The organism is Mycobacterium sp. SMC-14 (assembly GCF_046250075.1).
Taxonomy (GTDB): Bacteria; Actinomycetota; Actinomycetes; order Mycobacteriales; family Mycobacteriaceae; genus Mycobacterium.
Window position 1 is genome coordinate 1,882,492 of the sequence record NZ_CP176429.1, and the last position, 25,891, is coordinate 1,908,382.

22 protein-coding genes and 1 other RNA gene are annotated in these 25,891 nt (G+C 66.9%); 11 read left to right on the forward strand and 12 right to left on the reverse strand.

Features of this window, described 5'->3' with window-relative positions; genetic code table 11:
* Position 1 precedes the first annotated feature (1 nt).
* The 3 genes from ACKY0W_RS08840 (at position 2) to rnpB (ending at position 1,406) form a co-directional block, all read left to right on the forward strand.
* Positions 2–493 (forward strand): hypothetical protein, encoded by a 492-nt coding sequence (locus ACKY0W_RS08840; protein ID WP_409437249.1) that lies wholly within the window; start codon positions 2–4, stop codon positions 491–493.
* Between the two features lie 14 nt (positions 494–507).
* The gene (locus tag ACKY0W_RS08845; RefSeq protein WP_409437250.1) at positions 508–999 is read left to right on the forward strand and encodes a CAP domain-containing protein; all 492 of its coding nucleotides are present in this window, start codon (positions 508–510) and stop codon (positions 997–999) included.
* Positions 1,000–1,017: 18 nt separating this feature from the next.
* An RNA gene (rnpB, locus tag ACKY0W_RS08850) (RNase P RNA component class A) lies at positions 1,018–1,406 on the forward strand.
* 209 nt (positions 1,407–1,615) lie between these two features.
* Here the strand turns inward: rnpB and ACKY0W_RS08855 are convergent.
* Positions 1,616–2,434 carry a hypothetical protein gene (locus tag ACKY0W_RS08855; RefSeq protein WP_409437251.1) on the reverse strand — a complete coding sequence of 273 codons (819 nt, stop codon included), beginning with the start codon at positions 2,432–2,434 and terminating at the stop codon, positions 1,616–1,618.
* 250 nt (positions 2,435–2,684) lie between these two features.
* Between ACKY0W_RS08855 and ACKY0W_RS08860 the strand changes: the two genes are divergently transcribed.
* Complete coding sequence (locus ACKY0W_RS08860; RefSeq protein ID WP_409437252.1) at positions 2,685–3,005, forward strand: DUF3761 domain-containing protein; 321 nt, start codon at positions 2,685–2,687, stop codon at positions 3,003–3,005.
* A gap of 245 nt (positions 3,006–3,250) precedes the next feature.
* Here the strand turns inward: ACKY0W_RS08860 and ACKY0W_RS08865 are convergent, their stop codons facing one another.
* Both ACKY0W_RS08865 and panB read right to left on the reverse strand, forming a co-directional pair.
* On the reverse strand, positions 3,251–4,657 hold the full coding sequence (locus ACKY0W_RS08865; RefSeq protein WP_409437253.1) for a CHAD domain-containing protein: 1,407 nt from the start codon (positions 4,655–4,657) through the stop codon (positions 3,251–3,253).
* A gap of 42 nt (positions 4,658–4,699) precedes the next feature.
* A complete protein-coding gene (gene panB, locus ACKY0W_RS08870; protein ID WP_409437254.1) occupies positions 4,700–5,551 on the reverse strand; it encodes a 3-methyl-2-oxobutanoate hydroxymethyltransferase in 852 nt (283 codons plus the stop codon).
* A 193-nt stretch (positions 5,552–5,744) separates the two neighbouring features.
* Here panB and ACKY0W_RS08875 point away from each other — a divergent pair, with 193 nt between their 5' ends.
* From ACKY0W_RS08875 to ACKY0W_RS08890, 4 genes are read left to right on the forward strand one after another with little or no spacing between them, the layout of a single operon-like run.
* Entirely contained in the window at positions 5,745–7,286 is a 1,542-nt protein-coding gene (locus tag ACKY0W_RS08875; RefSeq protein WP_409437255.1) for an alpha/beta hydrolase, read from the forward strand.
* Positions 7,287–7,306: 20 nt separating this feature from the next.
* Complete coding sequence (gene glnA, locus ACKY0W_RS08880; RefSeq protein WP_406758319.1) at positions 7,307–8,647, forward strand: type I glutamate--ammonia ligase; 1,341 nt, start codon at positions 7,307–7,309, stop codon at positions 8,645–8,647.
* Positions 8,648–8,662: 15 nt separating this feature from the next.
* Positions 8,663–11,674, forward strand: a complete 3,012-nt coding sequence (locus ACKY0W_RS08885; RefSeq protein WP_409437256.1) for a bifunctional [glutamine synthetase] adenylyltransferase/[glutamine synthetase]-adenylyl-L-tyrosine phosphorylase — start codon at positions 8,663–8,665, stop codon at positions 11,672–11,674.
* A 12-nt stretch (positions 11,675–11,686) separates the two neighbouring features.
* Entirely contained in the window at positions 11,687–12,334 is a 648-nt protein-coding gene (locus ACKY0W_RS08890; protein ID WP_409437257.1) for a PaaI family thioesterase, read from the forward strand.
* Between the two features lie 20 nt (positions 12,335–12,354).
* Here ACKY0W_RS08890 and ACKY0W_RS08895 read toward each other — a convergent pair whose 3' ends face one another.
* Complete coding sequence (locus tag ACKY0W_RS08895; protein WP_409437258.1) at positions 12,355–13,653, reverse strand: PE-PPE domain-containing protein; 1,299 nt, start codon at positions 13,651–13,653, stop codon at positions 12,355–12,357.
* A 421-nt stretch (positions 13,654–14,074) separates the two neighbouring features.
* On the reverse strand, positions 14,075–15,472 hold the full coding sequence (locus ACKY0W_RS08900) for a PE-PPE domain-containing protein (RefSeq protein WP_409437259.1): 1,398 nt from the start codon (positions 15,470–15,472) through the stop codon (positions 14,075–14,077).
* A gap of 714 nt (positions 15,473–16,186) precedes the next feature.
* Between ACKY0W_RS08900 and ACKY0W_RS08905 the strand changes: the two genes are divergently transcribed.
* Complete coding sequence (locus ACKY0W_RS08905) at positions 16,187–16,816, forward strand: hypothetical protein (protein ID WP_409437260.1); 630 nt, start codon at positions 16,187–16,189, stop codon at positions 16,814–16,816.
* 28 nt (positions 16,817–16,844) lie between these two features.
* Here ACKY0W_RS08905 and ACKY0W_RS08910 read toward each other — a convergent pair whose 3' ends face one another.
* Positions 16,845–17,357: a hypothetical protein gene (locus ACKY0W_RS08910; protein WP_409437261.1), complete on the reverse strand. Its 513-nt coding sequence runs from the start codon at positions 17,355–17,357 to the stop codon at positions 16,845–16,847.
* Between the two features lie 67 nt (positions 17,358–17,424).
* The gene (gene glnA / locus ACKY0W_RS08915; RefSeq protein ID WP_046285215.1) at positions 17,425–18,861 is read right to left on the reverse strand and encodes a type I glutamate--ammonia ligase; all 1,437 of its coding nucleotides are present in this window, start codon (positions 18,859–18,861) and stop codon (positions 17,425–17,427) included.
* A 123-nt stretch (positions 18,862–18,984) separates the two neighbouring features.
* Between glnA (ACKY0W_RS08915) and ACKY0W_RS08920 the strand changes: the two genes are divergently transcribed.
* Entirely contained in the window at positions 18,985–19,455 is a 471-nt protein-coding gene (locus tag ACKY0W_RS08920; protein ID WP_409437262.1) for an RDD family protein, read from the forward strand.
* Between the two features lie 91 nt (positions 19,456–19,546).
* Here ACKY0W_RS08920 and ACKY0W_RS08925 read toward each other — a convergent pair whose 3' ends face one another.
* The 5 genes from ACKY0W_RS08925 to sucB are packed head-to-tail and all read right to left on the reverse strand — an operon-like array spanning position 19,547 to position 24,734.
* Positions 19,547–20,299: a DUF4191 domain-containing protein gene (locus tag ACKY0W_RS08925; RefSeq protein ID WP_406758327.1), complete on the reverse strand. Its 753-nt coding sequence runs from the start codon at positions 20,297–20,299 to the stop codon at positions 19,547–19,549.
* A gap of 47 nt (positions 20,300–20,346) precedes the next feature.
* On the reverse strand, positions 20,347–21,303 hold the full coding sequence (locus tag ACKY0W_RS08930) for a lipoyl synthase (RefSeq protein WP_409437263.1): 957 nt from the start codon (positions 21,301–21,303) through the stop codon (positions 20,347–20,349).
* Positions 21,300–21,995, reverse strand: a complete 696-nt coding sequence (lipB, locus tag ACKY0W_RS08935; protein ID WP_409437264.1) for a lipoyl(octanoyl) transferase LipB — start codon at positions 21,993–21,995, stop codon at positions 21,300–21,302. The genes ACKY0W_RS08930 and lipB overlap by 4 nt, the downstream gene beginning before the upstream one ends.
* Positions 21,996–22,021: 26 nt before the next feature.
* The gene (locus tag ACKY0W_RS08940) at positions 22,022–22,930 is read right to left on the reverse strand and encodes a TIGR01777 family oxidoreductase (protein WP_409437265.1); all 909 of its coding nucleotides are present in this window, start codon (positions 22,928–22,930) and stop codon (positions 22,022–22,024) included.
* 43 nt (positions 22,931–22,973) lie between these two features.
* Complete coding sequence (sucB, locus tag ACKY0W_RS08945; protein WP_409437266.1) at positions 22,974–24,734, reverse strand: 2-oxoglutarate dehydrogenase, E2 component, dihydrolipoamide succinyltransferase; 1,761 nt, start codon at positions 24,732–24,734, stop codon at positions 22,974–22,976.
* A gap of 232 nt (positions 24,735–24,966) precedes the next feature.
* Here sucB and ACKY0W_RS08950 point away from each other — a divergent pair, with 232 nt between their 5' ends.
* Positions 24,967–25,884, forward strand: coding sequence for a hypothetical protein (locus ACKY0W_RS08950; protein ID WP_409437267.1), 918 nt, complete (start codon positions 24,967–24,969; stop codon positions 25,882–25,884).
* The last annotated feature ends 7 nt before the right edge of the window (positions 25,885–25,891 follow it).

Consider the following 25,891-nt stretch of genomic DNA (forward strand, 5'->3'; position numbering starts at 1 on the left):
CGTGTCGAGAACGACCCTGCGGCGCTGGGCGCCGGTAGCTCTGCTGCCGGGCGTGGTCCTGACGCTGGCGATTGCGGCGGGTTACTTGAGATGGCAGGACGTGTCGGCACGCGTCGCGCGGGAGACGGCCGCACAGTCGGTACAGACCGCGACCGATGCCACCATCGCGATGTTGTCGTACCGCCCGGACACCGTCGAGTCCGCGTCGGCGGCGGCCGCCGACGGAATGACCGGCGCCTTCCGTGATGAATACACCCAACTGATCAAGGAAGTCGTGGCGCCCGGCGCCAAACAACAGCACATTTCGACCGTCGTGACGGTGCCCGCGGCGTCCTCGGTGAGCGCGAGTGCGCGCCATGCGGTGGTGCTGCTCTTCGTCGACCAGGCGACCACGATCGGCGACGGACCGCCCACCACCACCGCCTCGAGTGTCCGGGTTACTTTGGACAAAGTCGGTGGCCGGTGGCTGGTCTCGCAGTTCGACCCGGTGTAGGGGCTAGGTGGCAGATGGGAATTGATGTGCGCCGCGCGGCGGTATTGGCGATCATGATTGCCGGGGCGGGGACGCCGCCCGTTGCCGGTGCCGACAACTCGCGTCTCAACGACAGTGTCGTGACCAACGTCTACACGATTCACCACCAGGCCGGCTGCGCCGAGAAGGTGATGGTCGATCCCCGGCTGGTGCTGGCCGCCGAATGGCACGCCAAAGACGTTCTGGGACATCGGGATCTGGACGGCGACCTCGGCTCCGACGGATCCACGCCGCAGACCCGCGCGCAGGCTGCGGGCTTTCCGGGGACGGTGGCCGAAACCGTGGCGATCAACCCCGCGGTGGCTATCAGCGGCATCGAGATCCTCAACCGGTGGTATTACAACCCCGCGGATTTCGCGATCATGTCCGACTGCGCCAACACCGCGATCGGCGTGTGGTCGGAGAACAGCCCGGACCGATCGGTGGTGGTCGCGGTTTACGGTGCGGCATTGCCGGGCACCGCGTAGTACGGTGATCAGCGCGGACGAGTTGGCCGGGCGGCCGCGGCACGCGTAAAAGCGGGTCGAGGAAAGTCCGGACTTCACAGAGCAGGGTGATTGCTAACAGCAATCCGAGGTGACTCGCGGGACAGTGCCACAGAAAACAGACCGCCACCGCAAGGTGGTAAGGGTGAAACGGTGCGGTAAGAGCGCACCAGCGTTCCGGGTGACCGGGACGGCTTGGTAAACCCCACCCGAAGCAAGGCCAAGAAGGCCGCATTTCGGTGCGGTCGCGCAGGTGTTTGAGGGCTGCTCGCCCGAATCTGCGGGTAGGCCGCTTGAGGTACCCGGCAACGGTGTGCCCAGATGGATGGTCGCCGCCGCACCGCGTAAGTGGTGCGGAACAGAATCCGGCTTACAGGCCAACTCGTCCGCCCCGAAGCATTGAACAGGCAATATCCGGTTGCTAAGGCCCGTCGCTACGCAGCTGCTACGCATGGCAGTGTACGGTCCGGCCGTGAAGCGGACGCGGCCATACGCGCAGCGTTTCAAGAGTCTCACAACATGTGAATATGCGACGGACGTTTTGAGGCAACTTCTGCGTCAGATCGGCCTGGGCGGGCCCCTTGGCGCAGCGCTCGATCTACTTAGCCGCGAAGAAGAGAGGCTTGCCGATAAGGCCGGTAGCCACTGTCCATAGCCCGTTGGCACCGGCAGGGACGGTCACGCACGTGTTCCCCTCGGCAACGCCAGCCTTGTATAAGTCGCCAACATCGTTGAGCGGAGCGGGAATGACTCCGCAGCGATCGTCGTAGGTCCGGTTGTCTGAGCCGACAAACTTGACCGTGACATCCATCCCAGCATTCGCGGTTTGGTCACCCATGTAGGTAGCTGTGACCGGCACAATCCAGTACTGCATTCCTGCTGGTGGCGGATCATTGAACTGGTTCGTGGCTGCGATCTCAGACCACGCCTCTCGGGGAACGCCGAGTGTGACCTTCCAGTCTTGGTTGCCTACGGTCTCGCCGATCGGAAGCGGGTTCTCTCTACTGCCGGCGGTTTTGCTGTCGCCGTCATTGCTTGTCTCTGTAGGAGAGGCAGACGGGGAGGCCGATAAGCCTGATCCGCCGAAAGCATCGTTGACGGAATCAGTGACTACGGTCGCGAAGACGGTAACGCCTACGACGATTCCGATAACGGAGACGATGACCGCTGCGACGCTCGTACCCTTGCCCATTCCGGACTGGAACAATCCCGTGATGCCCAGGATGAATGCTATCGGCAGCAACACCCACCCGACGATGAGCGCGCCTGGGATACAGGCGAAGGCGAATCCGACGACGCTGACGATCAGCGCGATCAGGCCTAGCATGTTCTTTTGTTTCGTGGGTACTTGAGGCCCGGTCGCCGGTGCAACCGGGCCACCTCCTGGCATCTCGCCCCCATGCTGATTCATCGTCATACCCTTCCGCGAGGTGGATTGGATTCCGCCCAACGCCAGAGGTTAACCCACAACTCTGCCGGAGTCCGGTGTTCTGTTCTAGTGCGCTAAGGTTCGATCGGGGTTGGGCCGGGCACGAGGTGTTTGCCAGTTAGCGCGATGCAGCGGAAACTTCATCCAAACTCGCCCGATCAAAGCCGAGGACGAATTACCTTGCATTCGGAAACGGCACCCCCGATTTCATAAAATCTTTTCGTGTGGAGTGAGATATATGCACATTCGGGTTCGGATTATCGCCGTCACATTGGTCATCGGGCTAACGGCGTTGGTCGGCGCTCCATCAGTTGTAGCGATCGAAACGGCTACGGTTTGGGCCGGTTGTGGCACGGGCTACTACGAGAACTCCGATGGGCAATGTATCCATGACCCATCATCGGGTCTGCCGCCTGGTGGCGCTCCGGGCTTTTTGGATGGCGGTGGAGCCCCGCCGGGAGCTGCCGCAATATGCCGGGATGGCGATTATTCGTTTAGCACACACCACTCAGGTACTTGTTCCCGGCACGGCGGCGTCCGGCAGTGGCTAACGAACTGAGGTCTACCTTTTGGTTACGTCAACCAGTGATCTGGGTGGCGTGCTTGGTCCGGATATGGACGCCGAGACGACACTTCGTACGCAGGCATGAGGACCTTGCGGCCACGGCGCTTCGCCAGCAGCCGCCCGGTGCGCCTCAGGTTGATTATCGTCGAGACTGACAGACCCAGCATGACGGTTGCATCCACGCTCGTTGTTTTCAGATTCATGGTGCGGTCCCAGCGTCGGCTCTCCTGCATCGAGCCTCAGTGAACCGCCCGCTCAAGCTTGCGCAGCGCGGGCCGTAACGCCGCCCGGCTCCGCGCGGCGAGGTCGGCCTCGCGGGCATACAACAGCCCGTAGGTGAAGGTGTCCTCACCGGCGGCCGCCGCGGTATCGGCCTGGTGAAGCAGATGCGCCCGGCTGACCACGCTGTCCTGGTGGTCGCCGAGCACGGTCTGAATCGTCTTCGCCCGCTTGGCGATCTTCTTCTTGTTCGCCGCGGCGGCGGCGTAGCGCAGCCGCTTGGCGGCCTTGCGGATCCGGTGCAGCGCCACGTCGCGGTCGGCGGCTTTCTTGGCGGCCTTCACCGCCTTGCGCAGCCGCCGGTAGGCGATGTCCACCGTGGCGTACCGCTCGGCGGCCGGCGCGCTGATCAGCTCGTCGAGGCCGTCGAGTAGCCGGAAGTACCGCGGGGAGCGCATCGCGGCCAGGCTGCGCCGTCGCCCCGTCTCGTAGCGGCGCAGCGATCCGCCGACGAGCCGTTCGCCCACCGGCCCGCGGACCAGCTCCGGTGTCAGTTCGTCGAGGGCCTGCTGATAGCGCTGGGCCAACACCTCGGCGTCGCGGGCGACACCCAGCACCGCACCCAATTCCTGCAGTTCGCCGAGCAGCGGGGCGTGGGCGGCCTCTTCGCCCTGCAACAGGCTGCGGATCCGCCGGATCGTCACCCGCATCTGATGGACCGCGTCGTCGGCGTCGGCGCGCACCGCGCGATCCCAGACCAGCAGTTGGTCGATCTGCTCGGCCAGCGCGCGATGCAGGCGATCGGTCGGATGCGCGGGCGCCGGCGGCGCACCGAGCACCCGGGCCAGTTTGGATCCGTAGCCGGCTGGCCCGGCGCCGGTATCGAGTAGGCGGTTGCTCAGCCGGTCCAGCAGCTCGAGGTCCCCGCAGCCCAGTTCCAGTTCCCATTCCCGCCAGTGCTGTTCGGCGTCGTCGTCGGCCGACGCGGTGACCTGGTCGTCGCAGAACTCGGCCAGCACCTCGCCGTGATCGTCGCGCAGCACCACCACGCCGCGAGCGGTATCGATTCGCGCCACGGGTGCCAGCGGCCGATCCCGCACGATCGCCCTCACCACGTCGAGCAGTTCGTCCGGAATCTCCGGGCCCAGCGGGGCGCGCACCTCGGTGCGGGTGTCGGGCCCGGCAGGAAGTTTCAGGTGCCAGCCGGTGTCGGGACCGCCGGTGCGCCGGCGCAACGTGATCCGTCGCGCGGCCAGGTCGTGCCCCTGGGTGTCGAAGTAGACGGCCGCAAGATCCTGTGCCGGCAACTGCTCGACGTGGGCCACCCCGGCGATGCCGTCGAAGGACGGCGAGATCGCCTCTGCGTCAACGTCGAACTTGCGTTCCACCTCGCGAAACCGAGAGGTGCTCGGGTCGGTTGCAGACACGGCATCCAGCCTGTCACATCCGGACCGCCCGGACATGGCGTTCTAGAAGCAGTGCTCCTCGGCCGGGAAAGTGCCCGCAGCCACCTCGGTGGCGTACTGCTCTGCGGCACGGCGCAACTCGCCGCCCACGTCGCCGAAGCGCTTGACGAAGCGGGCGGTCTTGCCGGTGGTCATCCCGGCCATGTCCTGCCACACCAGAACCTGGGCATCGCAGTTGGGCCCGGCGCCGATCCCGACGGTGGGAATGGTCAGCTTTCCGGTGATCTGGGTGGCCAGTTCGGCGGGCACCATCTCCATCACCACCGCGAACGCACCGGCTTCTGCCACCGCGATCGCGTCGTGAATGGTCTGCTCGGCGGCGTCACCGCGTCCCTGCACCCGGTAGCCGCCCAGGGTGTTGACGCTTTGCGGGGTGAACCCGATGTGCGCCATCACCGGGATGCCGGCCGCGGTCAACGTCGCGATCTGGTCGGCAACCCGCTCGCCGCCCTCCAGCTTGACCGCGTGCGCGCCGCCCTCCTTCATGAACCGGGTGGCGGTGGCCAGCGCCGCCGCCGGCCCGCCTTCATAGGAGCCGAACGGCAGATCGGCGACCACCAGCGCATGCGGGGCGCCGCGCACCACCGCGCGGACCAGCGGAAGCAGCTCATCGACGGTGATGGCAACGGTGGTGTCGTAGCCGTAGACAACATTGGCCGCCGAGTCGCCGACCAGCAGCACCGGGATGCCGGCGTCGTCGAAAATGCGGGCCGACGAGTAGTCGTAAACCGTCAGCATTCCCCACTTGCGGCCCTCGTTCTTCATCTGCTGCAGATGGTGGACGCGGGTCTGTGGTGCAATGCGAGCAGGGCCGGGGTTGGAATCAGGTGCAGCGCCATAAACGTGCTCAGACATCGTTGTCCCTCGAATTGGTCGGGTCGATCCTCGAAGCCCGTCACTCGGGTCCCCGGGTCGTCTGACATGCCCAGTGTGCCACCTGCCGCCGCGCAGCTGAACCTTCATGTGCAGTGGATTTCCTCACACCGCCACGCGCGCAGCGCAGCAGGTGACCGGGCTTGCACGGGCGTGCATGGCAGCATGTGGTGTCATGAGCTCGCCGACGCGCCGCAATAAGATGACGCGCACCGCCCTGACCTGCCTCGCGATCGCGATGGTGGCATTCACCGTCGGCAGCTGCACCCGGATGACGCCAGGCCACGCGGTGCTGGCCGTGCCGCGGGTCGGTCAACCGGTCCAATGGGACAAGTGCCGGTTCACCGCCGACACCAACATCAAGGTGCCCGCTGACGCCCAGTGCGGGTTCATCGGGGTTCCGGTGGACTACTCCAAGCCGCAGGGCGCCGTTGCTCGGCTGGCCATGATCCGATTCCCGGCCACCAAGGACAAGATCGGTTCGTTGGTGATCAACCCGGGCGGGCCGGGGGAGTCCGGAATCGAAACCGCGGTGGGCCTCGTCAGTTCACTGCCGCGTCAGGTCCGTGAGCAGTTCGACCTGGTCGGATTCGACCCGCGCGGGGTGGCGTCGTCACGGCCGGCGGTCTGGTGCAACTCCGATAAGGAGAACGACAGGCTGCGAGCCCTGAACCAGGTCGACTACAGCCCCGAGGGCGTGGCACGCATCGAGAGCGAGACCAAGGAATACGTCGCGCGCTGCCTGGAGAAGACCGGCAAGGAATTCCTGGCCAACGTCGGCACCGTCAACGTCGCCCGCGACCTCGACGCCATCCGCGCCGGATTGGGCGACGACAAGCTGACCTACCTCGGCTACTCCTACGGCACCCGGATCGGCGCGGCCTACGCGGAGGCCTACCCGCAGAACGTGCGCGCGATGATCCTGGACGGCGCGGTGGACCCCAATGCCGACCCGATCGAAGAGGACCTGCGCCAGGCGGAGGCCTTCCAGGGTGCGTTCGACGACTTCGCGGCCGACTGTGCCAAAGAGGACGACTGCCCGCTGGGCACCGACCCCGCCAAGGCCGTCGACGTCTACCACAGCCTGGTCGACCCGCTGGTGGACAAGCCCGCCAAGACCAAGGACCCGCGCGGTCTGAGCTACAGCGACGCGATCGTCGGCACCATCATGGCGCTGTATTCGCCGACCTTCTGGACGCACCTCAACGACGGCCTGTCCGATCTGGCCGGCGGCCGCGGCGACATCATGCTGAGCCTGGCCGACCTGTACATGCGCCGTGACGCCAACGGCCACTACACCAACGCCACCGATGCCCGGGTCGCGGTCAACTGCGTCGACCAGCCGCCGATCACCGATCGCGCCAAGGTGATCGAGGAAGACCGGCGTTCGCGTGAGGTGGCGCCGTTCATGAGCTACGGCAAGTTCACCGGCGACGCCCCGCTGGGCACCTGCGCCTTCTGGCCGGTGCCCCCGACGACCGAGCCGCATGCCCTCTCGGTGCCGGACCTGACGCCGACGATGGTGGTCTCCACGACTCGTGACCCGGCCACCCCGTATCAGGCCGGTGTGGACTTGGCTAAGCAGCTCGGTGGGGGCCTGCTGACGTTCAACGGAACCCAGCACACGGTGGTATTCCAGGGCAACGAATGCGTGGACCGATTCGCCGCGCGATACCTGGTCGACGGCACGTTGCCGCCAACCGATGCGAAGTGCTGAGCGCTGATACGCTTCGCGGTATGGACCGTCAGAAGGAGTTTGTGCTCCGCACGCTGGAGGAACGCGACATCCGTTTCGTCCGGCTCTGGTTCACCGATGTACTCGGTTATCTGAAGTCCGTCGCGATCGCGCCGGCGGAGCTCGAGGGCGCCTTCGATGAAGGCGTGGGCTTCGACGGCTCGGCGATAGAGGGCTTCGCGCGGGTCTTCGAATCCGACATGGTCGCCCATCCGGATCCGTCGACCTTCCAGCTGCTGCCGTGGGTGTCCGACGCCGGTCGGCAGTACTCGGCACGGATGTTCTGCGACATCACCATGCCGGACGGATCGCCTGCCTGGGCGTCGTCGCGGCACGTGTTGCGCCGCCAGCTGGCCAAGGCCGGAGAGCTGGGTTTCGCCTGCTACGTGCACCCCGAGATCGAGTTCTTCCTGCTGGAGCCCGGCCCCTACGACGGCAGCACCCCGGTTCCGGCCGATGACGCAGGCTACTTCGACCAGTCGATCCACGGTTCGGCCGCCAACTTCCGCCGGCACGCGATCGACGCGCTGGAGTCGATGGGCATCTCGGTGGAGTACAGCCACCACGAGAACGCTCCGGGGCAGCAGGAGATCGACCTGCGCTACGCCGACGCGCTGTCGATGGCCGACAACGTGATGACGTTCCGCTACCTGATCAAAGAGATCGCGCTCAAGGAAGGTGTCCGGGCATCGTTCATGCCCAAGCCCTTCCGCGAGCACGCCGGTTCGGCCATGCACACCCACATGAGCCTGTTCGAGGGCGAAGTCAACGCCTTCCACAGCCCGGACGACCCGCTGCAGCTGTCCGCCACCGCCAAGTCGTTCATCGCCGGCATTCTCGAGCACGCCAACGAGATCAGCGCCGTCACCAACCAGTGGGTGAACTCCTACAAGCGCCTGATCCACGGTGGGGAAGCACCCACCGCGGCGTCCTGGGGCGCCTCCAACCGCTCGGCGCTGGTGCGGGTGCCGATGTACAGCCCGCACAAGACGTCGTCGCGGCGCATCGAGGTCCGCAGCCCCGACTCGGCATGCAATCCGTACCTGGCCTTCGCGGTGCTGTTGGCCGCCGGGCTGCGCGGGGTGGAGCAGGGTTACGAGCTCGGCCCGGAGGCCGAGGACAACGTCTGGGCGCTGACTCCCGAGGAGCGCCGGGCGATGGGTTACAAGGAACTTCCCGGCACCCTGGAGCGCGCGCTTTCGGAGATGGAGAACTCCGAGCTGGTCGCGGAAGCGTTGGGGGAGCAGGTCTTCGATTTCTTCCTGCGCAACAAGCGCCAGGAGTGGGCGAACTACCGCAGCCACGTGACCCCCTACGAGCTGCAGAACTACCTGTCGCTGTAGGGCCTCCGACGCCTCATGGCCTATCCCGGAGCTCAGCGCCGCAAGCTGCCCAGCGTCGGGCGCCTCGGTCTGGTCGACCGGTACGCCGCAGCGGACCTGACCGCGCTGGGCTGGTACAGCGCGTACACCCAACCGCACGTCGACGTGCTCTGGGCGCTCTCGCGCGCTCCCGACGCCGACGTCGCGCTGCGCACCCTGGTCCGGTTGTCCGAAGCCCCAGGCATCGACTGGGCCGAACTGAGCGCGGCGCTGATGGCCGACCGGGGACTGCGCGGGCGGCTGTTCGGGATCCTGGGATCCTCGCTGACGCTGGGGGATCACCTGATCACCCATCCGGAATCCTGGAAGCTGTTGGCCAGTCCGGTCGACTCCGAGGACTACACGATCACGCCGCCACCGGCGGCGCAGCTGCGCGCGATGTTCACCGACTGCGTTGCCGCCACCACGGACGGCGCCTACATCGACCGGCTGCGGTCGCTGTACCGCGACAGGATGTTGGTGTTGGCATCGATAGACCTGGCGCCCACCGTCGAACAGCTGCCGGCCCTGCCCTTCGTGGCGGTCGGCGAGCATCTGGCCGACCTTGCCGACGCCGCGCTGGCGGCCGCGCTGCGGGTAGCCGAACTATGCGTCGCCGGCAGCGATGTGGCCCCGCCCAGGCTGGCCGTGATTGCCATGGGCAAATGCGGTGCGCGGGAACTGAATTACGTCAGCGACGTCGACGTCATCTTCGTCGCCGAGGAAGCCGACACGGTGAGCACCCGGGTCGCCGGTGAGCTGATGCGGGTGGCCGGCGAGGCGTTCTTCGAGGTGGACGCCGGGCTACGGCCCGAGGGCCGGCACGGCGCGCTGGTGCGAACCCTGGAATCACACATTGCCTACTACCAGCGGTGGGCCAAGACCTGGGAGTTTCAGGCGCTGCTCAAGGCTCGGGCGGCGGTCGGCGACGCCGAATTGGGCCGGGCCTACATCGACGCACTGCTGCCGATGGTCTGGACCGCGTGCGAGCGTGAGGATTTCGTCACCGACGTGCAGGCGATGCGCCGCCGGGTGGAGCAGCTGGTGCCTGCCGAGGTCCGGTCCCGCGAGCTCAAGCTGGGATCAGGGGGATTGCGCGACGTGGAGTTCGCCGTGCAGTTGCTGCAGCTGGTGCACGGCCGCAGCGATGAGTCGTTGCATGTGGCATCCACGGTCGATGCGCTGGCTGCCCTGGGCGCCGGGGGCTATATCGGCCGCGAGGACTCGGCCGATCTGACTGCCTCCTATGAGTTCCTGCGACTGCTGGAACACCGGTTGCAGCTGCAGCGGCTCAAGCGCACCCATATGCTCCCGCCGCCCGATGACGACGAGGCACTGCGCTGGCTGGCGCGCTCCGCCCATGTCCGTCCGGACGGCCGGCATGACGCCCTGGGTGTACTTCGCGAAGAGCTCAAAGCCCAGAACAGGCGGGTGTCGCGGCTGCACGCCAAGCTCTTCTATCAGCCGCTGCTGGAGGCGGTCAGCCCGGAGGGCCTGGAGCTGGTCGGGGGGCTGACGCGCGGTGCCGCGGAACGTCAGCTGGCGGCACTCGGCTACGAGGCGCCGCACAACGCGCTGACGCACCTGGGCGCGCTGACCAACCAGAGCGGTCGCCGGGGCCGGGTACAGGCGGTACTGCTGCCCACCCTGCTGTATTGGCTGTCGGACACACCCAACCCCGACGCGGGGCTGCTGGCCTACCGGCGGCTCAGTGAGGCGATGGCTCAGCAGCGGTGGTATCTGAGCACGCTGCGCGACAGCAGCGCCGTGGCCAAGCGGCTGATGCGGGTGCTGGGCACCTCGGCCTACATCCCGGAGCTGTTGATCCGCTCACCCGACGTCATCCAGGCCTATGGCGATGGACCGACGGGGCCCAAGCTGCTCGACACCGATTCGGACGCGGTGTCGCGGGCGCTGATCGCCTCGGCGGGCCGCTATCCGGACCCGGTGCGCGCGATCGCTTCGGCCCGCAGCCTGCGTCGCCACGAGCTGGCCCGCATTGCCTCGGCGGACCTGCTGGGCATGCTCGACGTCATCGATGTCTGCCGGGCACTGACCGCGGTGTGGGTGGCGGTGTTGCAGGCCGCCCTGGACGCGATCGTCCGGGTCAATCTGCCCGGTGACGACGTGCAGGAAGCACCGGCGAAGATCGCGGTGATCGGCATGGGCCGACTCGGCGGGCGCGAACTCGGCTACGGCTCGGATGCCGACGTCATGTTCGTGTGCGAGGCCAATGAGAAGGCGACCGGGGTGAGCGACGCCGACGCGGTGCGCTGGGCCACCTCGATCGCCGAGCAGGTCCGGGCGCTGCTGGGTACCGCCAGCGTCGACCCGCCACTGCAGGTCGACATCAACCTTCGTCCCGAGGGCCGCAATGGGCCGCCGGTCCGCACGCTGGCCTCCTACGCGGCCTACTACGACCAGTGGGCGCAGCCGTGGGAGATCCAGGCACTGCTGCGGGCACACTGCGTCGCCGGCGATGCGGACCTGGGCAACCGGTTCCTGCAGATGGTCGACGCCACCCGCTATCCGCCCGGCGGGGTGTCTGCCGACGCGGTGCGTGAGATCCGCCGGGTCAAGGCGCGCGTCGACGCCGAACGGCTGCCGCGCGGGGCCGACCCCAATACGCACACCAAACTGGGCCGGGGCGGACTGGCCGACGTCGAGTGGACCGTTCAGCTGCTGCAGTTGCGCCACGCCCACCGTGTACCGGCGCTGCACAACACCTCTACGCTGGAAACCCTGGACGCCATCGCCGCTGCCGGGCTGCTCGACGAAGACGAGGTGGACCGGCTACGGCAGGCCTGGCTGATCGCCACCCGTGCTCGCAACGCGCTGGTGCTGGTTCGTGGCAAGCCCACCGACCAACTGCCCGGGCCGGGCCGCGCGCTCAACGCGGTCGCGGTGGCCGCCGGCTGGCCCGGCGGCGACGGCGGTGAGTTCCTGGACAACTACCTCCGGGTGACGCGGCGGGCGAAGGTCGTCGCGCGCAAGGTATTCGGAGACTGAAGGAGGACCTCTGTGGTGGATTTCAGGGCTCGCTCGAACGTGCCGACGATCAGCGTCGACGAGAGTGGGCAGCTGGTGGAGCGGTACGGACCGTTGGCTCAGGCGGTCCGCGACCTGATTGACGCCACCATCCGCACCCAGGCCGACGAAGCCACGGCCCGCGAGGTGACCGCCCAGGTGCAGGAGCTGACCGAGCGGCTTCGTGCCGGAACCCTCAGCGACTCACCGGGACTGCGTTACGTCGTCGACGGCCGGCCGCTGGCGTGGGGCAACGCCGTGGTGGGCCTGCGTAACCCGATCGCCCCGCCGCTGGTGATGCAGCACGGCGAGAACGGGCACTGCTGGAGCGACTTCTACCTGGGCGCGGCCTATGAGGGCCCGCCGTCGCTGGTCCACGGCGGGGTCAGTGCCCTGGTGCTCGACCATGTGCTCGGTGAGGCGGCCAGCGATGGTCTGACCCAGCCGCGCTACACCGGCACCATCACGGTGAAGTACCTGCGCGGCACACCCTTGGGGCCGTTGCACGCCGAAGCCTCGATCTACCGCAAGGAAGGCGTCAAAACCTACGCCCGCGGCCACATCTCGGACGCCAACGGGGTCACCGTGGAGGCCGAGGGGGTCTTCATCACGCCGTCCTGGGCCCGCGACGGGGTTGAGTGACCGCTGTTGCGAGGACGTCGTCAGGTAAACGCAAACAGCATGCTTAGGGCGGCGATACCGACACCGGTGGTGACTAGGCCGACGTCCGCCGCGAGCGGCATCAACAAAGCGTCGAGCAGGTCACCCGAGGCGATCTCCTGCGCGAACAGGCTGAGATTGTAGGCCGGCAGGGTGGTCAGCATGGCGTTGACCAGGTCGGCGATCGGCAGCAGGGCCGAGTAAGCGGTCGACAGGTTCGCGGAGAACGTGTTCACCACATCGGTGAAGCCGCCCAGGGCCTCCGCGCTGTTGGCCAGGGCGTCGGGCAGGCTCGGCAGCGAGCTCAGATCGTCGATGAAGTCGTGCCAGCCCTGCTGGACACCGTTGCCCAGCGCAGTGAGGACGTCGCCCAGATCGATGTCGGTCGGGAACACTCCGAAAGGCGTGGGCAGGTCGGCCGGACCAGGATCCCAGCCGTGTTCGATGTTGCCGTAGCCGAGGTTGATCAGCACCCGCAAGGCCGGCTGCACCAGATCCGCCAGCGGGTCGCCCAGGATCGGGAGGAACCGCAGCAACTCCAGCAGGGGCAGGTCTTCGGTGGGGATCATGAAGTAATCGGTGTTACCGGTGTAGCCCTCCGATACCGGCAGCAGAACGGCCTGGGAGATCTGCTCCTCGGGGAGGTCGGTGACGCTGGCGTGGATGAGCCCGATTCCCAAGACGGCGTTGAGGACGGCCAGGAAGTTGAGCGGGTAGCGCGGGAAGTCGGAGAACCCGTCGTACTCCATGTTGTAGACGGCGGTGTCCCACGGGGTGTCCGACGGGGTGGCGCCGCTGAAGGTGAGCCCCATGCTCGGGAAGCTCAGCTCCGGCAGACTCGGGTCGCCGAAGCGCGACAGGAATCCGCCATTGGGGTTGCTCGGGTCGACCAGCAGGACGAACGACAGCTGGTCGGAGGTCGGGATCTGATCAGCGGGCAGTGCCAGCAGATTGCGCATCTCCAGTGAGGCGATCGTGGAACTCTGCGAGCCGCCCACCACGACGAGGTCGTGGCCCAGCGCGAGCCGTTCTTTGATCGTGGCGTCCAGGATCTGCAGGCCTTGGCTGACGGATTCGTCGAACGGCAGTGATTTGACGCCGGTGACCGGATACATGCCTTCCGGGGTGAACAACGGATTGATCGAGTCGACCGGGAAGATCGGCTGGCCCGGGAACAACGGCGAGGCCGGCATGACGTAGCGGTCGCCGATTGCCTGGGCGAGCTCCATCGACGGAATCGGGGTGCCACTGCCACCCATTCCCCAGGCCTCGGTGTCGAGCAGGGTCACCTGGGCGGTCACCGACCCCGGACCGTAGAAAGCTGTGCCCGCGGGCAGGGCGAGACCGCCAATCAGTAGCGGTGCCACCGCTAGCGGGAGCAGCCTGCGGTCGATCATCAACGAGTCCTTTCGCGGAAAACGGAACACTTATATGGAACGATCTTGCGCAAAAGGTAAGTTACATTGATTTTTCTCTAAGGTCAATCACATGAGTGCGGTTCGGCGGTCAATTGTTGCCGGTTCATTCGTTCGGTGTGTAGACCCCGATCTCGGCGAACGCCCGCAGGAGAATCGGCGTGCCGGCCGTGGAGGCTGCGCGGTAAACCGCTGGCGCCGTTGCGTGCCGAAGCGTCGATTCACCGTAAGGGGGGCCGTGAAAACGTATGCCCGCGGACACATCTCGGATGCCTTCGGGGGCTCGAATGACGGCAGCGGCGTGCCTTCAGAACAAGCTAAAGGCAGACGCCACACTCAACAGTCCGATTCCGAGTCCCGTAGTGATCAAGCCGACGTCAGCGGCCAGCGGCATCATCAGTGCATCGAGCAGGTCGCCGGAGGCGATCTCCTGCGCGAACAGACCGGCGTTGTAGGCCGGCAGGGTGGTCAGCAGGGCATTGGCCAGGTCGGCGATCGGCAGCAGGGCCGAGTAGCCGTTGGACAGTGCCGCGGAGAAGCCGTTGACCACATCGCTGAAGCCGCCGAGGGCATCTGCGCTGTTCGCCAGGGCATCGGGCAGGCTCGGCAGCGAGCCCAGATCGTTGATGAAGTCCTGCCAGCCCTGCTGGACGCCGTTGCCCAGCGCCGTGAGGACCTCGCCCAGATCGAGGTTCGGGAACACCCCAAAAGGTGTCGACAGGTCGGCCGGGCCGGTGTCCCAGCCGTGTTCGATGTTGCCGTAGCCCAGGTTGACCAGTACTCGCAGAGCTGGCTGGAGCAGATCGGCCAACGGATCACCCAGGATCGGGAGGAACCGCAGCGGTTCCAGCAACGGCAGGTTCTCGGTGGGGATCATGAAGTAATCGGTGTTGCCTCCGTAGCCGTCCGACACCGGCATCAGAACGGCCTGGGCGATCTGCTCGTCGGAGAGGTCGGCGATGGAGCTGTGCACGAAGGCGATCCCCAAGACGGCGTTGAGAACCGACAGGAAGTTGAGCGGGTAGCGCGGGAAGTCCGAGAAGCCGTCGTATTCGATGTTGTACATGGCGGTGTCCCACGGGGTTTCCGACGGAGTGGCCCCGCTGAACGTCACTCCCATACTCGGAACGGTCAGCGGCGGCAGGCTCGGGTCCCCGAAGCGGGAGAGCAGACCTCCGTTGGGGTTGCTGGGGTCGACCAGCAGGACGAACGACAGCTGATCGGACGTCGGGATCTGATCAGCCGGTAGCGCCAGCAGATTGCGCATCTCCAGTCCGGCGAGGGTTGAGCTCTGCGAGGCGCCGACCACGACGAGGTCGTGGCCCAGGGCGAGCCGCTCCTTGATGGTGGCGTCCAGGATCTGCACGCCTTGTGCCAGGGACTGATCGAGTACCAGAGACTTGGTGCCGGTAATCGGATAGAGGCCCTCCGGGGTGAAGAGGGGATGAATCGAGTCGACCGGGAAGATCGGCTGGCCGGGGAAGATCGGCGAGGCGGGCATGATGTAGCGCGAGCCGACGGCGTCGATCACCGCTTGGCTGGGGATCGGCATGCCACTGCCACCCATGCCCCAGGCCTCGGTGTCGAGCAGGACCACCTGTGCGGCGACCAACCTCGGTCCCTGGGTCGCCACGCCTGCGGGTAGGGCGGCACTGGCGATCAGCAGCGGTGCAACGGCCAGGGGGAGCAATCTGCGGTCAGCCATGGGCGGTTCCTTTCGTGGAAAACTAGCCCTTTAGATGGAAAATTACTGATCTGGCGATAAGTTACAACGGATCTTTTCTAAGTTCAATCACATGTTGTGGGGTTTGGTAACGGCCGTTACCGGCCTGCCTTATTCGGCGTCTAGGGCTGCCCCGGCAAACATCTGCGACGTAATCGTCACGCCCACGGCGAAGTCGCATCCCGTATCCCGATTTGGACCGCCCGAAGCGTAAAAATCGTTGTTTACGAACGAGATTCGGAAATGTTCGAAATCCGCCTGCGGGTGTCCGCGGCTATGTCGGTGCACGCTAGCGCCCTTTCTTGGGCTCCCGGCAAACACACAGAATTGCGCGGGCAATTCGCCGGCTAGGCGACTTCGTCGTTGGGTGGGTCGGGGTCTGCTTGGAGGAGTTCTTCGGCGTGATGGGCGTGGTTGATTTGGGGTGGAGTGGTTCCGTCGGTGATGGTGGTGGTGTTGTCTGCCGTCGGTGGCCGTCGATGTGATCGCAGCCGCAGGCGAAGAACGGTTCGTCGGCGTTGGTGCGTCCGCCTTTGGCCCAGGGTTGGGCGTGGCAACTGGGGGCAAATCCGGGGGACTGGCCTGCGGAAATGCGTCGGAAGGACGCGGTTCTGATCTTTTGTTATGGTGTTTCTTCGGAAACACTCATGTTGGTGGGCTGCGGCCCGAGGTATGAGGCAGGGGAGGAAGAGGGCCATGCAGATGTCTGGTGATGTCCGTCGTATTGGAGTCGGAGCCGGCCTGATCGGCGGGGCCGTAGCGGTCGCGCTGACGGTCGGGCTGGGCGGCGCCCAGGCTGGGCCGGCTGATCAGCTTTCCGGTATCGCAGCCGCCGGAGGGGGCGCCGACTCGACTGATCTGCTCGTCATAGCCGCCGCGAATTTCCTCGATGCCAAAGACGTCATCACCGGGATCGACACCGCGGAGCTGTCCGGCACGTTGCTCTCGGCTGTCGAGTCGGCGCAGCGCATTCCAGGCATCCTGGACACGCTTGTGTTCATGGTGGATGACAGGCTTGCGCCGGCCGAGTCCGCCATCCTCGCGCATTCCGGTTCGATGTCCTCGCTGATCGATCAGCTGTTCTTCGCGCCGCTCAATCAGCAGTGGGCGGACGCCGGTGAGTCGATGCTCAATGCCACCAACGCATTCGAGAGCGCGATCGAGGACGGATCCGTCCCGGGCGCCATGAGTGCTTCATTGCAGATGCTCGGTGTCACCTTCTCTGAGGCGATCCCGGCCGCGATCGCGTCGATGCCCATCGTGTGGATCGGAAGCCTTTTCGACGACGTCGTGACCACGGCGGACCTCTTCGACTTCTCGTTCTGACCGAACGGTCTGGCCGACCGCCGCTGGGTCACCAGCCGAAGACCGCGACGTTACCGCCCGCGTTGGGATGCGGCCCGACCCGGTGTATGACGTGGCGGACCATGTTGACGAATGTCGGGTCATACGAGTCGTGGGTGAGCTGCCAGGTCCCGTCGTGGTCGACCAGGACCAGCGGCCGTATCACCGGGACCGTCTGCCGCGGCCCGGTGAGGGCTGCGGTGACGCCGGCCAGGTTGTTGATCGCCGGCTGGACATCGGTGACGGTAAAGGCGAACGGCAGGGCGTGATGCCGGGCCAGCTTGGCCAATCCCTGGTCGTTCTGGCTCATCTCATCCGGCAAGAGCCCGCCTTCGACCAACGTCGCCTTGTCGGTGTCGGGGACCGCCGGATCGGTCAGCTGGTTCAAGATGGTGGCCACCTGGTCGGCCGTGGGGACGGGAGCATTCGGGGGTGGCTGCGGGTCGGCGTGCGCTGCGGGCGCACACGCCAGAATCACGGCGAGGATCACGGCAGGCCGCCACGCGTGCGCCAGATTGAGCATCACTTAATCGTAATACGATATTTCAGGCGGACCGGGGTTCTGCCCGCTCAACCCGCGGTCGCATGGCTCAGCAGTCGTAGTACAGCGCGAACTCGTACGGGTGCGGCCGCACGCTGATCGGGGTGATCTCGTGGTCGCGCTTGTAGCGGATCCAGTTCTCGATGAGGTCCGGGGTGAATACGCCGCCCTCGGTGAGGTATTCGTGGTCGGCCTCGAGGTTGTCCATCACCTCGGCCAGCGTGGTGGGGGCCTGCGGGATGTCGGCGGCCTCGTCAGGCGGCAGCTCGTAGAGGTCCTTGTCGACCGGGGCGGCCGGCTCGATCTTGTTCTTGATGCCGTCGATGCCGGCCATCAACATGGCCGCGAACGCCAGATAGGGGTTACTGGAGGAGTCCGGGCAGCGGAACTCGAGCCGCTTGGCCTTGGGGTTGGTGCCGGTGATCGGGATGCGCACGCAGGCCGAGCGGTTGCGTTGGCTGTAGACCAGATTGATGGGCGCCTCGTAGTGCGGCACCAGGCGCTTGAAGGAGTTGATGGTGGGGTTGGTAAACGCCAGCAGTGACGGCGCGTGGTGCAGGATGCCGCCGATGCAGTGGCGTGCGGTGTCCGAGAGTCCGGCGTAGCCGGCCTCGTCGTAGAACAGCGGCTGTCCGCCCTTCCAGAGCGACAGGTGTACATGCATGCCTGAGCCGTTGTCGCCGAACAGTGGCTTGGGCATGAACGTGACGGTCTTGCCGTTGGCCCAGGCGGTGTTCTTGATGATGTATTTGAACAACATGACGTCATCCGCGGCGTGCAGCAGCGTGTTGAACTTGTAGTTGATCTCGGCCTGCCCACCGGAGCCGCATTCGTGGTGACCGCGCTCCAAGGTGAAACCGGCGTTGGCCAGGTTGGTGGTCATGGTGTCGCGCAGGTCGACGTACTGGTCGTTGGGGGCGACTGGGAAGTAGCCGCCCTTGGGGCGGGTCTTGTAGCCGCGGTTGGCCCGCCCGTCGGCCTCGGTCGGCGAGCCGGTGTTCCACCAGCCCGAGTCCGAGTCGACCTCGTAGAAGGTGCCGTTCATCTGCGAGTCGAAGCGCACCGAGTCGAAGATGTAGAACTCGGCTTCGGCGCCGAAGTAGGCCGTGTCGGCGATGCCGGTGCTGGTGAGGTAGTTCTCGGCTTTGCGGGCGACGTTGCGCGGGTCGCGCGAGTACGGCTCGCGGGTGAACGGGTCGTGGACGAAGAAGTTGAGGTTCAGCGTCTTTGCGGCCCGGAACGGATCGATCTGCGCGGTGGAGAAGTCGGGGAGCAGCATCATGTCGGACTCGTGGATGGACTGGAAGCCGCGGATCGAGGATCCGTCGAAGGCCAGCCCGTCTTCGAAGACGCTCGCATCCAACGTGGACGCGGGGATCGACAGATGTTGCATCTGACCCGGCAAGTCACAGAACTGGATGTCGACGTACTCCACGTTCTCATCGGCGACGAGCTTGAGAATGTCGTCGGCCGTCTTGTCGGTCACAGAAGTGTTCTCCTCCGCTGGTAGCCCCGGTCGGACGCTGAGGTTGCCGGTGCTGACGTTACGCAACGGCGGCTGGACCCGTCGACGCCGGGTCGGGTTCGCCGCCCGCCTATCGTAGGGGCCATGAGCCGCACGTTCTCTTCGTGGCTGTCCGGGCCGGAGTCGGCCGGACCCAGCCGCCCCGACAACGCCCCGGGACAGGGCCTGGGTTTGCCCTCCAGCGGCCCCGGGTCCCTGGCTCCGATGGGGCGCCGCATGGTGGCCCTGGCCCTCGACTGGATGGTGGGCTACGGGCTGGCCGGTCTGGGCGTGGCAGCGGGCGTGGTGACCCCGGAATACCTGGCAACGGTGGTGCTGGGGATCTGGCTGGTCCTCGGGGCCGCCGCGGTACGGCTGTTCGGTTTCACACCGGGGCAGTACGCCTGCGGGCTGCGGGTGGTCCCGGTGGACGGCCCCGGACTGGGCGTGGGCGTGGGCCGCGCCGCGGTCCGCGGATTGTTGATCGCCTTGGTGGTGCCGGCCTTGTTCGCCGACGCCGACGGCCGTGGCCTGCAGGATCGGGCCACCGCGACCGCCGTGGTGCGCAGCCGCTAGACCGTTAGCCGCCCCGCATTGACTCTGCGTGTACGGCGCAAAAGTGCGGGTAGCCTCCGCCGTCAGCGCAGAGTCAACGGGCTGTTGGCGACTAACGCCGGCGCACTGCGCGCTGAACGCCCCGCACCTTCGCGCCGCCGGGTAGCGGGCCCTTGGGCATGGCCGCGGTTCCGGTCCGCGACCCCAGCGCGGCCAGCCGCGACTCCAGCGATTCCATCTGCTTCGTCGTGATGTTGGCCGGCAGCTTGGTCAGGTAACGCTCCAGCTTGGCCAGCGGAACCTCGCCGTCGCCGGCGCCCACCACCACGTCATAGATCGGCACGTCACCGACGAGCCGGGCGGTGCGCTTCTTCTCCTGAGCGAGCAGGGGCTTGAGCCGGGCGGGCGAACCTTCGGCGACGAAGATGATGCCCGGCCGGCCGATCACCCGGTGTACGGCGTCGAGCTGGCCGGTGGCGGACACCCCCGGGGTGACGCGCCACTTGCCACGCAGGTTGTCCAGTGCCCATGCCGCGGCCCCGGCCTGCCCCTCGGCCTTGCGGTAGACCGACCGCTGAGCCCGTCGGCCGAAGATGATGAATGCCACCAGGGCGCCGAGCACCAGGCCGAGCGGGATCGTCGTCACCTTGGCGAACGTGCCGCCGTTGAGGGCCAGCGCGGTCGTCACCCCGGCGACTAGCAGGAAGGCGCCCACCATGTACGGCACCAGCCGCTTGTCTTCCTTGCGCTGCAGCTGGAAGGCCTGCCACAGCTGGGTGCGGCGCTGCTGGCTGGCGGCTTTGCGGGCGGCTTTCGCCTCCGCCCGAGCAGCCTTGTTCTCGGTGGTGGTGCGCGGTCTGGCCATAGCTACCAAGGATACCCAGCGGGGCTTACCGCCAGCCGGGGCGTCAGTCAGCCGTGCGCGGTGGCGGGGGCCTGATCGCGGCGCGCCCGGTTTTCCAGCGCCTGCTGATAGAGCCGCCCGGCCCGATACGACGAACGCACCAGCGGTCCGGACATCACTCCGGCGAAGCCCAGCTCCTCGGCGAAGCGGGCGTGCTCGACGAACTCTTCGGGCTTGACCCATCGGTCGATGGGGTGGTGCCGCTCGGTGGGGCGCAGGTATTGGGTGATGGTGACCAGTTCGGCGCCGGCGTCGTACAAGTCCGACAGTGCCGCTTTGATCTCATCGGCCGTCTCGCCCATGCCCAAGATGAGGTTGCTCTTGGCCACCAACCCGGCATCACGGGCCTGGGTCAGCACGTCGAGACTGCGCTCGTAGCTGAATCCGGGCCGGATCAATTTGAAGATGCGCGGCACGGTTTCGACGTTGTGCGCCAGCACTTCCGGGCGAGATTCGAACACTTCGCCCAAGAGGTCGGGCCGTCCGCCGAAGTCGGGGATCAGCAGTTCGACACCCGTGGACGGGTTGAGGGCCTTGATCGCACGCACCGTCTCGGCGTACAGCCAGGAACCCTGATCGGGCAGATCGTCGCGGGCGACACCGGTGACCGTCGAATACCGCAGGCCCATCGATTGCACGCTTTCGGCGACCCGGCGCGGCTCGTCGCGGTCCAATTCGGGCGGCTTACCCGACTTGATCAGGCAGAACGAGCAGTTGCGGGTGCAGACCTCGCCGCCGATCAGGAAGGTGGCCTCGCGGTCTTCCCAACACTCGTAGATGTTGGGGCAGCCCGCCTCCTCGCACACCGTGTGAAGCTTCTCCTGCTTCACCAAGACCTTCAGCTCGGTGTAGTTGGGTCCCATCCGGGCGCGGGTCTTGATCCATGACGGCTTGCGTTCGATCGGCGTCTCGGCGTTGCGTGCTTCGGCTCGGCTTAACCTACGACCTCCCGGGACGGCGCTCACCGAGTCGATGTTACGCGCGGACCGGAATGCTCGCGCACCGGCAGCACACCGTCGAGCGCATCGACGACTGCGCTGGCCACCGCCCGCCGCACATCTTCGACGCCGGTCACAAAGCCCAACTCCGCCGACAGTGACGTCACTCCTGCGTCGGTGATCCCGCACGGCACAATCGAGCTGAACGCATTGAGATCACAATCACAATTGAGTGCGAATCCGTGCAACGTGGTGGCGCGGGCCACCCGGACACCGATCGCCGCGATCTTGCGGGCGGGCCGTCCGCCGCCGGGCGGCAGCCATACCCCGGACCTGCCATCCACCCGAACCGTGTTGAGACCCAACGTGTTACACACCTCGATTAGCGACTCCTCAAGGCGTCGAACGTAGTTCACCACGTCCAAAGGTTCGGCGAGGCCGATCACCGGATAGCCCACGAGCTGACCCGGACCGTGCCAGGTGATCTTGCCGCCGCGGTCGGTGTCGACCACCGGGGTGCCGTCCATCGGGCGTTCCTGCGGTTCGGTGCGGCGCCCGGCGGTGTAGACCGGGGGGTGCTCCAGAAGCAGCAGGGTGTCCGGGCCGCCGGCCGCCCTGGCATCGGCCAGCTCGCGTTGCAGTTGCCAGGCTGCGTCGTAGTCGACGGTGCCCAGCTGGCGCACCTCGATCGGCTTGGCGCTGGAGCGGATGGACACCATGCTCGCAGGCTACTCGGCGCGGGTGTCTACAACGGGGTCGGTCGGGAGGTGGCGTAGGCCAGGGCTTCGCCGACGGTGTGGTGGGCAAACCGGAAACCGGCCTCCTCCAACGCGCCGGGGATGGCCCGCTGGCCGGTCAGGAGGCTGTCGGCAAATTCCCCGAGCCCGGCACGCACCGCGAAAGCGGGCAGCAGCATGGGGGTCGGACGATTGACCGCGCGCCCCAGTGCGGCGGTGAATTCGGCGTTGGTCACCGGCGCCGGTCCGGTCAGATTCACCGGGCCGGACAGCGTGTCGTGCGAGATCGCGAACAGCAGCGCGCGCACCTCATCCTCCATGCTGATCCACGACATGTACTGCCGGCCGTTGCCGATCCGGGCGCCCAGTCCCAGGAAGAACAGCGGCCGCAATCGGCCCAAGACGCCGCCAGACCGCGACAGCACGATGCCGGTGCGGGCCAGCACCACTCGGGCACCTGAATCGCGGGCGGCCGCGGTTGCCGCTTCCCAGTCCTTGGCGAGATGCGCCAGGAAATCCGTTCCTGCCGAAGCTGACTCGTCGACCGTGCGGTTGCCGGTGTCACCGTAAAAGCCGACCCCGCTCGCATTGATCAGCACCGGAACGCCGGCCTGGGCCACTGCGGCCGACAGCACCTCGGTCGGGGCGATCCGGCTGTCGCGCAGACTCTGTTTGAAGGCCCCCGACCAGCGGCGGTCGCCGACGCCGACGCCGCACAGATTGACCACGGCGTCGACCCCGGCCAGTGCGCCGACGTCGATGTCACCGGCCTCGGGATCCCATTGCAGCTCGCCCGCGTGCGATGGTGTTCGCCGCACAATCCGCAGCACCTGGTGATCGTCGGCGCGCAACGCCGAGATCAGGGCCGAGCCGATCAGCCCGGATGATCCGGCGATCGCGACGGTGGGGTTGTTCACAGCTGAATCCTCTTGCAGCTCTTCGGAAAAGCCCCCGGCGCCGTTAGAGACCCAGGTCCGCCTCGAACGCGGCTTCTTCTAACCGGTTCTTGATCGTAGTCACGAACCGCCCGGCGTCGGCGCCGTCGATCAAACGGTGGTCGTAGGTCAGCGGCAGGTAGGACACCGAACGCACGCCGACCGACTCGTTGCCGGCCTCGTCGACGATGACCCGCGGCCGTTTGACGATGGCTCCGGTGCCGAGCATGGCGGCCTGCGGCGGAACCAGGATGGGCGTGTCGAACAGTGCGCCCTGGCTGCCGATGTTGGTGATCGTGAAGGTGCCCCCGGACAGTTCGTCCGGCTTGAGGTTGCCCGAGCGTGCCCGGGCGGCGATGTCGGCGATGGCCCGCGCGAGTCCGGCCAGCGAGAGATCACCGGCGTTGTGCACGACCGGGGACAGCAAGCCCTGTTCGGTGTCCACCGCGAAGCCGAGGTGCTCGGCGTCGTAGTAGGTGATCTCGCCGGCGTCCTCGTTGTAGCTGGCGTTGACGTTGGGGTGCGCCTTGAGGGCGTCGATCACCGCGCGGGCGATGAACGGAAGGTAGGTCAGGTTGACGCCCTCGCGCTCGGCGAATTCCGCCTTGGCCCGGGCCCGCAGCGCCACGATCTTGGTCATATCGACCTCGTGGGTCTGGGTCAGCTGCGCCGTGGCCTGCAGGGATTCGCGGGTCTTCTTGGCGGTGATCTGACGGATGCGGCTGGCCTTGGCCGTCGTGCCACGCAGGTGCGCCAGCGCCGAGACGGGTGCCGCGGCGGCCGGGCGCGGGGCGGCCGGAGCCGCGGGTGCCTGCTGCGGTTCGGCCTGCTTCTCGGCGAAGGCCAGTACATCCTGCTTGCGGATTCGCCCGCCGACCCCGGTGCCGGTGACACGGCTCAGGTCGACGTTCTTGTCGGCGGCGAGCTTGCGCACCAACGGGGTCACATACCGTGCGGCGTCGCCGGCCGGGGCCTCGGCGGCAGCGGGCTGCGCCGGAGCGGGCGCGGCGGCGGGTGCTGGCGCCGGCATGGGTTCGGGCTTGGCCTGCGGAGCGGGTGCCGGTGCCGGGGGAGCAGGCTCGGGCGCAGGTGCCGGAGCCGCAGGTGCCGGAGCGGGCGCCGCGGGAGCGGGCGCGGGGGCCGGTGCAGCGGCGGGGGCCGCCGGGGCACCCGAACCGATTCGGGCCAGTTCACCGCCGACCTCGACGGTGGTGTCCTCACCGGCGGTGATCGAGAGCAGGGTGCCGGCCACCGGCGAGGGAATCTCGGTGTCGACCTTGTCGGTGGAGACCTCCACCAGCGGCTCGTCGACCTCGACGGTGTCGCCGACCTGCTTGAGCCAGCGCGTCACGGTGCCCTCGGTGACCGACTCACCCAACTCGGGCATCAGCACCGGGGTGCCGTCTCCGGCGGGTGCCTCCGCGGCGGGCGCCGGAGCGGCGGGTGGGGGAGCAGCCGGGGCCGGCGCTTCGGCGGCGGGAGCCGGCTCCGACGGCGCGGGCTCGGCCGCCGGCGCCGCGGGGGCTGCGGGAGCCGAGGCGCTTTCCCCGGCCTCGCCGATCAGGGCCAGTTCACCGCCGACCTCGACGGTGGTGTCCTCGCCGGCGATGATCTTGGTCAGCACACCGGCCACCGGTGACGGGATCTCGGTGTCGACCTTGTCGGTGGAGACCTCCAGGAGCGGCTCGTCGACCTCGACGGTGTCGCCTTCCTGCTTGAGCCAGCGGGTCACCGTTCCTTCGGTGACGCTCTCACCGAGGGCGGGCATCTGGACTGAGAAGGCCATCGTTGTTGACTCCTCGCTCGATCGGTCGCTGCACGTCGTTTCCTGGATACCACGTCAGTGGTGGGGCGAGGGCGGTGCCCAGGTGGACTGTCGAAAACCATCCTGTCATTGCGGTGTCACCGCCACACATCGAGGTGGCGGTCGAACGTCTCTCGACGCCGTCCGGTATGGCGCACCGCGCAGTCCGCTAAAGCGCTACTGCGGCCGCTGAAGCGTCACTAATATCTCGCGGGTGCCCGCTGAGCAGATCTCTGCAGCCTGTGAGCTGTGGACCGGCTTCGACATATCCATCGTGGCCCGCAACTATGCCCAACTAGCCGGTTTGCTGGCCGGTTTCGCGTTCGTCGTCATCAATCTGGTGCTCGATCGTGCGTATCGGCGGCGTAGCGACGGCCATGCTCCGGACCCGCGCGAGATCGAGCACGAGACCCTTACCGGGGTCGCGCTGATGAACGCCTTTCTGGGGCTGTTCCTGACCGCGGTGCAATACAGCCTGCTGGCCGGCGAGCAGGGGTGCGCGCTCGGCAGCGGTCGCGCCGCATCCGCAGAACTGTTGGGCGGCATATCATTTGTGGCCTCGCTCTACATTCTGCTGTACGCCATCGTGCAGTTCGTGTCGGGAAGCGCGGGCACGTTGATCAGACATTGCGTGTTCATCGTGGCGGTCCTGGTCCCACCGATTGCGGTGTTTTTCGTGGAGGCGACCCTGACAGACCTGGCGCTCTCGCTCGGCGACCAGCAGACGCATCGGCCGTTGCAGCCGCTGTGGGACGACGCAAACCGGCTGTCCGTGCCCATCACGGTCGCCATCGCGGTCGTCTGTGCGATCGGCTGGTTCCTCGGACGGGCGCGACGACGTAGCGAAACGCCGATCGGCCCCATGGCCGGCCGCATTCGGACCGCGTTTCCGTACTTGAGCACCGTTGTGATCATCGCGGCGATCGTTCGCTCCATGGCGGCGTTGCCGAAAACCAATGTGGCATCCCATCTGAGCGCGGCAGAATCCTGGCTCTGGGTCGCCGTGTTCGCGGTGTTGATGCTGGTGCAAAGTGTGGCGCTGTCTTTCCAGCAGGGCGTGGAAAGGTCGCCCCGTCCGGTGCAGAAGGCCGGGAGCCAGAGCGACGTGGAAGACGCGGAAGTCCCCGCCTGACTTCCGG

Coding starts and splice junctions, on each gene's coding strand:
- glnA (WP_406758319.1), top strand. CDS start 7,307: ATGGACCGTCAGAAGGAGTTTGTGCTCCGCACGCTGGAGGAACGCGAC.
- panB (WP_409437254.1), bottom strand. CDS start 5,551: ATGTCTGAGCACGTTTATGGCGCTGCACCTGATTCCAACCCCGGCCCT.
- lipB (WP_409437264.1), bottom strand. CDS start 21,995: ATGGTGTCCATCCGCTCCAGCGCCAAGCCGATCGAGGTGCGCCAGCTG.
- ACKY0W_RS08920 (WP_409437262.1), top strand. CDS start 18,985: ATGAGCCGCACGTTCTCTTCGTGGCTGTCCGGGCCGGAGTCGGCCGGA.
- ACKY0W_RS08910 (WP_409437261.1), bottom strand. CDS start 17,357: ATGCTCAATCTGGCGCACGCGTGGCGGCCTGCCGTGATCCTCGCCGTG.
- ACKY0W_RS08845 (WP_409437250.1), top strand. CDS start 508: ATGGGAATTGATGTGCGCCGCGCGGCGGTATTGGCGATCATGATTGCC.
- ACKY0W_RS08925 (WP_406758327.1), bottom strand. CDS start 20,299: ATGGCCAGACCGCGCACCACCACCGAGAACAAGGCTGCTCGGGCGGAG.
- ACKY0W_RS08905 (WP_409437260.1), top strand. CDS start 16,187: ATGCAGATGTCTGGTGATGTCCGTCGTATTGGAGTCGGAGCCGGCCTG.
- ACKY0W_RS08885 (WP_409437256.1), top strand. CDS start 8,663: ATGGCCTATCCCGGAGCTCAGCGCCGCAAGCTGCCCAGCGTCGGGCGC.
- ACKY0W_RS08900 (WP_409437259.1), bottom strand. CDS start 15,472: ATGGCTGACCGCAGATTGCTCCCCCTGGCCGTTGCACCGCTGCTGATC.
- ACKY0W_RS08875 (WP_409437255.1), top strand. CDS start 5,745: ATGAGCTCGCCGACGCGCCGCAATAAGATGACGCGCACCGCCCTGACC.
- sucB (WP_409437266.1), bottom strand. CDS start 24,734: ATGGCCTTCTCAGTCCAGATGCCCGCCCTCGGTGAGAGCGTCACCGAA.
- ACKY0W_RS08860 (WP_409437252.1), top strand. CDS start 2,685: ATGCACATTCGGGTTCGGATTATCGCCGTCACATTGGTCATCGGGCTA.
- ACKY0W_RS08855 (WP_409437251.1), bottom strand. CDS start 2,434: ATGACGATGAATCAGCATGGGGGCGAGATGCCAGGAGGTGGCCCGGTT.